7 protein-coding genes, 1 pseudogene and 1 riboswitch are annotated in these 10,832 nt (G+C 61.3%); all 8 genes and pseudogenes read left to right on the top strand.

Translation table 11 applies throughout. The features are described 5' to 3' along the window. Positions 1-233 (top strand): annotated as a pseudogene (locus PH562_RS30410) (bifunctional methylenetetrahydrofolate dehydrogenase/methenyltetrahydrofolate cyclohydrolase); the annotation flags it as partial. Positions 234-565: 332 nt separating this feature from the next. Next, positions 566-679, top strand: a riboswitch (guanidine-I (ykkC/yxkD leader). A 74-nt stretch (positions 680-753) separates the two neighbouring features. Further along, the gene (locus PH562_RS30405) at positions 754-1,827 is read left to right on the top strand and encodes a putative urea ABC transporter substrate-binding protein (RefSeq protein WP_285177600.1); all 1,074 of its coding nucleotides are present in this window, start codon (positions 754-756) and stop codon (positions 1,825-1,827) included. 56 nt (positions 1,828-1,883) lie between these two features. Then, complete coding sequence (locus tag PH562_RS30400) at positions 1,884-2,702, top strand: ABC transporter permease (protein WP_285177599.1); 819 nt, start codon at positions 1,884-1,886, stop codon at positions 2,700-2,702. Continuing rightward, entirely contained in the window at positions 2,699-3,520 is an 822-nt protein-coding gene (locus PH562_RS30395) for an ABC transporter ATP-binding protein (protein WP_285177598.1), read from the top strand. Before PH562_RS30400 ends, PH562_RS30395 begins: the two co-directional genes overlap by 4 nt. Before the next feature lie 2 nt (positions 3,521-3,522). Further along, positions 3,523-4,341, top strand: coding sequence for an urea amidolyase associated protein UAAP1 (locus tag PH562_RS30390; RefSeq protein ID WP_285177597.1), 819 nt, complete (start codon positions 3,523-3,525; stop codon positions 4,339-4,341). A gap of 15 nt (positions 4,342-4,356) precedes the next feature. Next, positions 4,357-5,007 (top strand): urea amidolyase associated protein UAAP2, encoded by a 651-nt coding sequence (locus PH562_RS30385; RefSeq protein ID WP_285177596.1) that lies wholly within the window; start codon positions 4,357-4,359, stop codon positions 5,005-5,007. A gap of 1 nt (position 5,008) precedes the next feature. Continuing rightward, entirely contained in the window at positions 5,009-8,545 is a 3,537-nt protein-coding gene (gene uca / locus PH562_RS30380) for an urea carboxylase (protein ID WP_285177595.1), read from the top strand. Beyond that, entirely contained in the window at positions 8,545-10,356 is a 1,812-nt protein-coding gene (gene atzF / locus PH562_RS30375; protein ID WP_285177594.1) for an allophanate hydrolase, read from the top strand. Before uca ends, atzF begins: the two co-directional genes overlap by 1 nt. Positions 10,357-10,832: the final 476 nt, after the last annotated feature.

Raw genomic sequence — 10,832 nt, 5'->3', positions numbered from 1 at the left:
TGAAGCCTGGCGCCACCGTCATCGATGTCGGCATCAACCGGATCGCGGCCCCTGAACGGGGCGAGGGCAAGAGCCGGCTGGTGGGCGATGTCGCCTATGGTGAAGCATCCGATGTCGCTGCCGCGATCACACCGGTTCCGGGCGGCGTCGGACCTATGACGATCGCCATGCTGATGGCCAATACCGTCATCGCAGCCCATCGTGCTGCCGGCAAAAAGCCGCCCAGGTTTTAGAGGGAGAGAGCTGTTTAGACCACGGCTCCATCGAACTCGTTTATCGTTGACAGCTAAAGTTAATCGACCAGCACGAGGAGTGTTTTCGCCCTCCTCGTCGAGTTCGCTATCACAAGGTGGGAGGAGAACTAGGCTTATCCACGAGCAAGCTCAGCCTGCTGCTTCCGATCGTTCCTTGTCGCCATTGTCCAACGGCGATCCAACGCGCCCATCAAAATTGCATATTCTCCCCGCAAATTTTCAGATCGCTCAATTTTTCATCAACAGCGCAGCACTCCCCTCGAACAAAATCAATAACTTGCGATCTGGCACACCACTTGCTTCGTGTTATTCGAGTTGGTGGCTAGGGTTCCGGCGCTCCATTGCGAGCGTGGCTGGTCCGAGAGCCACCACCGGCTGGGGGAGAAATCCCACCGGATGCACGGCGGGATAAAAGCCCGGGAGACCTCGTAAGCCAAGGGATTGGCGGCGCGATGGTCTTTGCCGATCCCTTTTTGACAAAAGCAAAAGGGGAATTTCAATGCAGACTTTTTCAAAAATCCTTTCCGTCACAGCCCTGTCCGTGTCGCTGGCCCTCGGGCTCGGCTCCGTCGCCAGCGCCGCGCCGAAGACCAGCTTCAAGGTCGCTTGGTCGATCTATGTCGGCTGGATGCCCTGGGGCTATGCGAGCGACCACGGCATCGTCAAGAAATGGGCCGATAAATACGGTATCGATATCGAGGTCACCCAGTTCAACGACTATGTCGAGTCGATGAACCAGTATACGGCCGGCGCATTCGATGCCGTAACGCTGACTAACATGGACGGCCTGTCGATTCCCGCTGCTGGCGGCGTCGACACCACGGCCGTCATCGTCGGCGACTTCTCGAACGGCAACGACGCCGTCATCCTCAAGGACAAGACGACCCTTGCCGACATCAAGGGCCAGAACGTCAACCTTGTCCAATATTCCGTCTCGCACTATCTGCTCGCCCGCGCGCTCGACAGCATCAAGCTCAGCGAACGCGACGTGAAGGTGGTCAACACCTCGGATGCCGATATGGTCGCGGCCTATAAGACGCCCAACGTTTCGGCTGTTGTCACCTGGAACCCGCTGGTTTCCACCATTCTCGAGGACCCCAGCGCCAAGAAAGTTTTCGACAGTTCTCAGGTGCCGGGCGAAATCATCGATCTGATGGTCGCTAACAGCAATGTGCTCAAGGACAACCCGAATTTCGGCAAGGCACTCGCCGGTATCTGGTATGAAACGGCCGCGCTCATGAAAGCCGACACGCCGGAGGGCAAGGCTGCCCGCGAGGCCATGGGCAAGGCCTCGGGCACCGACCTCAAGGGTTTCGAGGCGCAGCTCGCTGCGACCCGTCTTTTCGACAAGCCTGCCGACGCGCTTTCCTTCACTACCTCGCCGAGCCTGCCGAAGACCATGGATCTGGTGCGCAACTTCCTCTTCCAGAAGGGGCTTCTCGGCAATGGCGCGCCTTCCGCCGATGTCATCGGCATCGAAATGCCCGACGGCAAGGTGCTCGGCGATGGCAACAACGTCAAGCTTCGCTTTACCGAAGCCTACATGAAGTCGGTCGTCGACGGCTCGCTCTGAGCTTCCTTGAACGGCGGCGCGGCGGCGCCGCCAGCCTTCCTTCTGCGGAGCCTCTCATGCGTTGGATCAATACCAAGCCAAGCCCGGGTGCGCAGCTTGCCTTGACGCTTTTGCCCTTTGCGCTGCTGATCATCGCCTATGCGATCGGCTCTGCCGCGAGGCTTGCCGAAAATGCCAATGACAAGCTGCTTCCGAATTTCGCCGGCTTTGCCGATGCCATCAACCGCATGGCCTTCATCGCCGATCCTCGCACCGGAGACTACCTCCTGTGGTCGGATAGCGGGGCAAGCCTCGTCCGGCTGCTCTCCGGTCTTGGTATCTCCACGGCGATCGCGCTTTGCCTGGGCATGCTGATCGGCATGCTGCCCTATCTGAGGGCGCTTCTGTCTCCCTTCGTTGCCGTCATTTCCATGGTACCGCCGCTGGCGCTGCTGCCGATCCTCTTCATCGTCATAGGCCTTGGGGAAACCTCGAAGATCGCCTTGATCGTCATCGGTGTCGCGCCGACGATGGTCCGGGATTTGGCCCTGAAGGCACTGGAATTGCCGCGCGAACAGATCATCAAGGCCGAGACGCTTGGCGGCTCCTCCTGGCAGATCGCCCTTCGCGTCGTGCTGCCACAGATCCTGCCGCGGCTGATCACCTGCCTCAGGCTACAGCTCGGCCCGGCCTGGCTGTTCCTGATCGCCGCCGAGGCGATCTCGTCCGATTCCGGCCTCGGCTATCGCATCTTCCTCGTTCGCCGCTACCTGTCGATGGACGTGATCTTTCCTTATGTCGTCTGGATCACCCTGCTTGCCGTGCTCATGAACTACCTGCTCGATCGCATCCGCGTCGCCGTCTTCCCCTGGTCCGAATTGGAGAAGCAGGCATGAGCGAACTCAAAATCGAAAAAGTCTGGAAGGAATATGGCGACCAGATCGTGCTCGAGGATGTCTCGCTGACGGTTGCGTCGCGTGCCTTCGTCGCGCTCGTCGGGCCCTCCGGCTGCGGCAAGTCCACCTTCCTGCGCATGCTTTTGGGGCAAGAGCAGCCGACACGCGGGACGATCCTGCTTGATGGCGCGGCCCTGCCTGCGGAACCCGGCGCCGATCGCGGCGTGGTCTTCCAGCGCTATTCGGTCTTTCCGCATCTGACGGCGCTCGGCAACGTACTGCTCGGCAAGGAGCTTGCCGGCTCGCGCTACCACGCAAAGCTCTTCGGCTCGGCGCGCAGGAACGCCATCGAAGAGGCACGCAGGCTTCTCGCCGAAGTCGGCCTTGCCGGCGCCGAAAACAAATATCCGGCCCAGCTTTCCGGCGGCATGCAGCAGCGCCTGGCGCTTGCCCAGGCGCTCATCATGCGACCGAAAGTGCTGCTACTCGACGAACCCTTCGGCGCGCTCGATCCGGGCATCCGCGCCGAAATCCACACGTTGATGAAACGCCTCTGGCACGAGACGCAGATGACCGTCGTCATGGTGACCCATGACATGCGCGAGGCCTTCACGCTTGCGACCCGCGTCGTCGCCTTCGAACGCCGCCGCGACCGGCCGGAGGAAAAGGAGCGCTACGGCGCCACCATTACCAAGGACATTTCCATCTGGCCGCCGCGCATCGCCGGCGGAGCCTCGATCTTTAGCCCCGACCGGGACGGCCCGGTCTCTTCCCTGGGGCACCGCCGGGACGACCTGGCACCATCGGGAGATATTTAGCCATGCAGCATGTGAGACGTTCACCGGAAGACATCGCCGCCAATCGAGCGCGGTATGAAGACCATCAAAGGAAGGGGCTGGAATTCGCGCCAAAGGCATTGCCGGCGACAAGCTCGCTTCCCGCCTCGCCCGTCGACCCCGCCCTTGTCCTCCACCGGGAGACCGTCCCCGGCGGCTGGTACTGGTCGACACGTGTCAAGACGGGCGAGACGTTGCGCATCGCGCAGGAGCATGGCTTTTCCACCGTATCGCTGATCGCCTGGAACGCGGCGGATCCAAGCGAACGGCTGAACCTCGTCGACACGGTCAAGGTGCAATGGACGACGGCGCTGTCGAAGGGCCGGGTGATCTTTTCCGACATGGGTCGCGTCATGTTCTCGGTGACGGAAGATTCCTCCGGCGTCCATGATTGCCTGATGGGAGGCTCCACCGCTGCCTCTAACGAAGCAAAATATGGCCAAGGCCTGCGCAACAGCCGCGATAACTTCATCCTGCTCGCAACGAAAGCAGGCTTGGATCGGCGCGATATTCCCGCCGCCTTCACGCTTTTCGCGCCCGTCCGGGTCGATGCGGACGGCAAGTTCGCCTGGAAACCGGAACTACTGCACGATGGCGACTATATCCATCTTCGCGCCGAAATGAACATGATCGTCGGCTTTTCCAACTGCCCTCACCCGCTCGATCCAAACCCGCATTACGCACCGAAACCGGTGACCGTGACCCGCATTGCCGCCCTGCCGATCGCCGAAGACGATCTGTGCCGCACGGCCACGGCCGAAGCCGTGCGCGGCTTTGAAAACAACGCATTCGCCAATCTTTGAGCCGGGAGAACGATCATGAGCGATTTCATTCAGACCGCGCCTTCCCGCACGCTCGACAAGGCGGTGCAGGATCATTTCATCGCCGCCGAGGCTCCCTTCTCGACCATCGTGCGCAAGGGTCAGACGCTGCGTATCGAGGATAGCTACGGCCAGCAGGCGATCGACACGCTGTTCTACAATGCCGGGGATTATTCCGAGCGCTACTCCAACCAGGACACGATGCGCGAACAGGGCGCCGCCTATATCACCACAGGCACCCGGATCATCTCGAACGATGGGCGCGTCATGCTGACGATGACCGCCGACAGCTGCGGCCGTCATGACACATCGGCGGGCGCCTGCTCCTGCGAGAGCAATACGGTGCGTTTCGGCCACGGCACGAAGTATCTTCACGCCTGCCGTGACAATTTCGTGATGGAAGTCTCAAAGCATGGCATGGGCAAGCGCGACGTCGTGCCCAACATCAATTTCTTCATGAACGTGCCGATCGAACCATCAGGTGAGATGACGATCGTCGACGGCATCTCCGCGCCTGGCGATTATGTCGAGCTCAAGGCCGAGATGGACGTGCTCCTCGTCATCTCCAATTGCCCGCAGATCAACAATCCCTGCAACGGCTTCGACCCGACGCCTATCCGTGTCCTCGTATGGGACGGTGAGGCCTGAGATGTTCAAGAAGATACTGATCGCCAATCGCGGCGAGATCGCCGTCCGGATCATCGGGACGCTGCGGCGCATGGGCATTGCCTCCGTCGCCGTCTATTCCGATGCAGACCGTTTCTCAAAGGCATCCCTGATGGCCGACGAAGCCGTCAGGCTCGGCCCGGCGCCGGCCTTGGAAAGCTATCTCAATATCGAGGCCGTCATTGCCGCCTGCAAGGCAACCGGCGCCGAGGCGGTGCATCCCGGCTATGGCTTTTTGTCGGAAAACATCGGCTTTGCCGAACGGCTGGCAAAGGAAGGCATCGTCTTCATCGGGCCGACGCCGAACAATATCGCCGCGTTCGGGCTCAAGCACACGGCGCGCGAATTGGCGCGCACAAGCGGGGTGCCGCTGCTTCCGGGCAGCGGCCTCGTCGAAACCAGCGAAGCGGCGCTTACTGCCGCGGCGGAGATTGGCTATCCGGTCATGCTGAAATCGACGGCCGGCGGCGGCGGCATCGGCATGCAGCTCTGCGAAGATGCTGCCAGCCTGAAGACCGCCTTCGACAGCGTGCAGCGCACCGCAAAAGCAAGCTTTGGCGATGCCCGCGTCTATCTGGAGCGCTTCGTTTCCAAGGCTCGGCATGTCGAGGTACAGATCTTCGGCGACGGCAAAGGCCGTGTGATCGCGCTTGGCGAGCGCGATTGTTCGTTGCAGCGCCGGAACCAGAAGGTGATCGAGGAGACGCCCGCGCCCGATCTTTCGCCTTCGGTGCGAGAACGTCTGCACGCAGCTGCGGTCGCACTCGGCGCCTCCGCCCACTATCGGTCCGCCGGCACGGTCGAATTCATCTATGATCCCACGCGCGAGGAATTCTACTTCCTCGAGGTCAATACTAGGCTTCAGGTCGAACATCCTGTCACCGAGGCCGTCTACGGCATCGATCTCGTCGAATGGATGATCCGCCAGGCGGCTGGCGACGATGTAATCACAGGCAATGACCGGCTTGTTCCGAAAGGCGCCGCGATCGAGGCGCGCATCTACGCCGAGATGCCGCATGCCGGCTTCCGGCCGAGCGCCGGCCTTTTAACCGAGGTGGCCTTCCCGGAAGGCACGCGTGTCGACGGCTGGATCGAGACGGGTACGGAGGTCACGCCCTATTACGATCCCATGCTTGCCAAGGTCATCGTGGCAGCAGAAGACCGGCCAGCCGCAATCGAGAAACTCAAAGCCGCACTTTCGCAAAGCTCCGTCTCCGGCATCGAAACCAATCTCGACTATCTGAAGGCGATCGCCGGGTCGGAGCTGCTCGCTAGCGGCAAGGTGGCGACGACGGCGCTGAAGGATTTTCCCTTCGTGCCCGACGTCATCGAGGTGGTGGCGCCCGGCGCGCAATCGAGCATTCAGGAGCTCCCCGGCAGGCTGGGGCTCTGGCATGTCGGCGTGCCGCCGAGCGGGCCGATGGATGAGCGCTCGTTCCGCCACGCAAACAGGCTGGTCGGCAACGCCGACGAGACCGCGGCGCTGGAGCTGACAGTCTCGGGACCGGTGCTCAAGATCTTCTCCGACGTCACGATCGCACTTGCGGGCGCCCATATGCCGATGACCCTCGATGGCCTCCCGCTAACCCATAATGAGGCCGTCATCGCCAAGGCAGGGCAGACGCTTGCCATCGGCGCCATAGAAGGCCCGGGCCAGCGCTCCTATCTCGCCGTTGCGGGCGGTTTCGCCGCGCCGCTCATGCTCGGCTCCAAGGCAACCTTCGGCCTCGGACGGTTTGGAGGTCACGCCACCGGCACGCTCCAGACCGGCCATGTGCTGCGACTGGCACGCGCACCCCAGCCTCAAGCCAAGCCGGCGGACGTGCCCGCAGCCCTCACGTGCACCTGGGAGGTCGGCGTTGTCTATGGGCCGCATGGCGCGCCGGACTTCCTTCTGGACGAGGATATCGAAACGCTGTTTTCGACCGAATACGAAGTGCATTTCAACAGCGCCCGCACGGGTGTTCGTCTGATCGGCCCTACGCCCAAATGGGCACGCAGCGACGGCGGCGAGGCTGGTCTTCACCCCTCCAATCTTCATGACAATGCCTATGCGATCGGCGCGATCGACTTCACCGGCGACATGCCGATCATTCTCGGCCCGGATGGACCGAGCCTCGGCGGCTTCGTCTGCCCGGCTGTCATTGCGCGCGACGAGCAATGGAAGATGGGCCAGTTCAAGCCGGGCGACAAAATCCGCTTTCACCCGGTGGCGCGCAGTCAGGACGCTATCGCCGGTCCGACAGTTCGCCGTGCACCCGAGGAAACCGGATCGGCGATCGTCGGCCAAAACCAGGATGGGCCGGTGCCTGTCGTTTATCGCCGGCAGGGCGATGACAACCTGCTTATCGAATACGGGCCGATGACACTCGATATCGCGCTTCGCCTGCGTGTGCATCTGCTGATGCAGGCAGTCGTCGAGGCACGGCTGCCTGGGATCATCGACCTGACGCCCGGCATCCGTTCGCTGCAGATCCATTATGACGGTACGACGCTGACGCGGAAACGCCTCCTTGGCCTTTTGACCGAGATCGAGGCAAAACTGCCGCCGGCGCAAGAGGTAAAAGTCCCAAGTCGGATCGTGCATCTGCCGCTTTCCTGGAACGATCCGCAGGCCGAGCTTGCTATGCGTAAGTATCAGGAGCTCGTGCGCCCGAATGCGCCATGGTGCCCCTCCAACATCGAGTTCATCCGCCGCATCAACGGCCTGCCCGACGAGCAGGCGGTGCGCGACATCGTCTTTGATGCCAGCTATCTTGTGCTTGGCCTTGGCGATGTCTATCTGGGTGCGCCGGTTGCCACGCCGATCGATCCGCGGCACAGGCTGGTGACCACCAAGTATAATCCGGCGCGCACTTGGACACCGGAAAACGCCGTCGGCATCGGCGGTGCCTATATGTGCATCTATGGCATGGAGGGACCGGGCGGCTATCAGCTTTTCGGCCGCACGATCCAGGTCTGGAACAGCTGGCGGCCAACGCCGGTCTTTGCCAAGGACAAGCCATGGCTTCTCAATTTCTTCGACCAGATCCGCTTCTTCCCCGTCACGCATGAGGAACTGAATGAGGCGCGTGCGGCCTTCCCGCACGGTGGCTATCCGATCAGGATCGAGGAGACGGAATTCTCCTACGCTGCCTATGAGGCGGACCTCGCACGCGAGGCTGCGGCGATCGGTGCTTTTAAGTCCAGGCAACAGGCAGCCTTCGAGGCGGAACGGCAACGCTGGAAAGAGTTAGGACTTGACAGCTTCTCGGTCGACGAAGGCGCCGGCCCTGCCCTTGCAGGAGATATACCGGAAGGTTGCTTCGGCATCGAAAGCGCGGTGCCCGGCAATGTTTGGAAGATACTGGTCGAGGAAGGCCAGCCGGTTGCGGCCGGCGATACTTTGGCCATCATCGAGTCAATGAAAATGGAAATCAACGTCACCGCCCACGCTGCGGGACGCGTCCGCGACCTGCGCGCAGCACCTGGGCGCAACGTCAAGGCCGGCGACGTGCTTGTCATTCTGGAGGAAATCTGATGCTGCCTACCATCCTCGACCTAACCTCGTTGAAGGAAGCTTATGGAGCAGGTCTATCGCCGCTCGACCTCGTGGAAGAGATCATTGTGAGATGCAAAGCATCGGACGATCCAGCAATCTTCATCACGCCGACATCTCCAGAGGCGCTGCGAGCTGCAGCTACGGAATTGCTGGCGACGGCACCGGAGCCAAACAGCCTGCCGCTTTGGGGCATACCCTTCGCGGTCAAGGACAATATCGATGTCGCAGGTCTGCCGACGACGGCCGCCTGCCCGGCCTTTGCCTATCACCCTGAGGAGGACTCGGCGGTGATAGCGCGTCTGAGGGCTGCCGGCGCCATCATCATCGGCAAGACCAACCTCGATCAATTCGCAACGGGCCTCAACGGCACGCGCTCGCCCCATGGTGCACCCCGCTCCGTTTTCGATCGCGCCTATGTCTCCGGCGGTTCCAGTTCCGGTTCGGCCGTTGCCGTAGCCGCTGGTCTTGCCAGCTTCTCGCTCGGAACCGATACGGCTGGCTCCGGCCGGGTACCCGCGGCTTTCAATAATCTCGTCGGCATAAAGCCGACGCCAGGCCTCGTTCCCAATGTCGGCGTGGTGCCGGCTTGCCGCAGCGTCGACGTCGTCACGGTGTTCGCCGCAACCGTTGGTGACGGGATCACCATTCGCCGGATCATGGAAGGTTATGACGCGCGAGACCCATTCTCCCTGGAAGCAACTCATGCGAGCCTACCATCGGTGCGCCCACGCGTCGGCGTGCTCGAAGACGCCGAACGTGAGTTCTACGGCAACAGCCAAGTTGAGTCCCTCTACGATGCCGCCATCGACAGGGCGAGATCGCTCGGCGCGGAGATCGTGCCTTTCGACTACACCCCTTTCCGGCAGGCCGCCGAACTACTCTACAGCGGCCCCTGGGTTGCCGAGCGTCTGGCGGCGGTCAAGGATTTCCTCGCAACTAACGCCGGCGATTTCGATCCGACGGTCAGAACCATCATCGAAGGGGCGAAAGGCTACGACGCAGTCGCCGCCTTCGAGGGCAAGTACAGGCTGGAAGCATTGCGGCAAAAGACGAAGGTGGAGTGGGAGAAGGTCGATTTCCTGATGCTGCCGACATCCCCCACGACCTATACGGTCGAGGAAATGCAGGCCGATCCGATCGGCAAGAACAGCCATTTCGGCCGTTACACCAATTTCGCCAATCTGCTTGATTGCGCGGCAATTGCCATACCCGCAGGCTTCGATGCCGACGGCCATCTGCCAGCCGGGGTCATGCTGGTCGGGCCTGCCTTTACCGACGATGCTTTGGCGCCTTTCGCCGATGCCATGCATCGAGCGGCAAATAGCGGTATGGGCAAGGACCGCACAGCGGCATTGCCGGACAAAAGCCGTGTGACACCCGAAGCCGCCGACGTCGTTCCAATCGTCGTTGTCGGCGCGCATCTGACCGATATGCCGCTCAACCACGAGCTCACCGGAAAAGGCGGATACAGGATAAAGGCGGCCCGAACGGACGGCAGTTACCGGCTTTTCGCCCTTCCCGGGACGGTGCCGCCAAAGCCGGGGCTGGTGCGCGACCCGAGCTTTGCCGGCAACGGTATCGAAATCGAGGTATGGGCGTTACTGCCTGCCGCATTTGCCCACTTCGTCCAGAATATCCCCGCGCCGCTAGGGATCGGCAAGATCCTGCTTGAGGATGGCAGCCATGTTTCCGGATTCCTCTGCGAGAGCCACGCCGTAGCTGGCGCTAGAGACATCACCGAATTTGGTGGCTGGCGAAATTTCATTCGCGCTGCGAATACCACGACGTGAAGGAGATACGAGATGAGAAAGATCTTCTTACGGGCATTGCAGATCATTCTTCATGGCCTGACGGCGAGAACCCAGGCAATTGGCAGCCTTGATCGGCCTCAGTTTCACTCCGCTCGTAGTGAGGCATCGTCAGAGACCGATTAAACGCTTCGGACGAGAGCATCTCGCAAATTGAGGGATGGCCGCAAAAACACCAGCAAGCGAGTGCGGGCATAGAGATGGCTGCACTCGCTCGGCCAAGGATTCAACTCGGCATCCTTGCCATCGGGTTGAATCGACAACTTTCAAGGAAAGTCGCAAACGGCAACTTTGCTCCCGATGGGCTTGCATCGGCAACCCATAGCGAAGGTGCGTCGACAAGGCCTGACAACAGATCAAAGAGACCTGTGCGCGGGTAGGCTTTCTGCTTGAATTTGCTGTATTTCCTCGGATGGGAAGCGTATCGCAGGCGTCGGCATACGCGGCTTGGAACACGA

Origin of the sequence: Rhizobium centroccidentale, from assembly GCF_030182565.1 — a bacterium.
GTDB lineage: Bacteria > Pseudomonadota > Alphaproteobacteria > Rhizobiales > Rhizobiaceae > Rhizobium.
Note: the sequence above shows the minus strand (reverse complement) of the source record. Positions and strands in the feature narration are given on the sequence as shown.

Excerpts from the sequence above, each read along its gene's own strand:
- PH562_RS30405 (WP_285177600.1), top strand. The coding sequence starts at position 754 with ATGCAGACTTTTTCAAAAATCCTTTCCGTCACAGCCCTGTCCGTGTCG.
- PH562_RS30400 (WP_285177599.1), top strand. The coding sequence starts at position 1,884 with ATGCGTTGGATCAATACCAAGCCAAGCCCGGGTGCGCAGCTTGCCTTG.
- PH562_RS30395 (WP_285177598.1), top strand. The coding sequence starts at position 2,699 with ATGAGCGAACTCAAAATCGAAAAAGTCTGGAAGGAATATGGCGACCAG.
- PH562_RS30390 (WP_285177597.1), top strand. The coding sequence starts at position 3,523 with ATGCAGCATGTGAGACGTTCACCGGAAGACATCGCCGCCAATCGAGCG.
- PH562_RS30385 (WP_285177596.1), top strand. The coding sequence starts at position 4,357 with ATGAGCGATTTCATTCAGACCGCGCCTTCCCGCACGCTCGACAAGGCG.
- uca (WP_285177595.1), top strand. The coding sequence starts at position 5,009 with ATGTTCAAGAAGATACTGATCGCCAATCGCGGCGAGATCGCCGTCCGG.
- atzF (WP_285177594.1), top strand. The coding sequence starts at position 8,545 with ATGCTGCCTACCATCCTCGACCTAACCTCGTTGAAGGAAGCTTATGGA.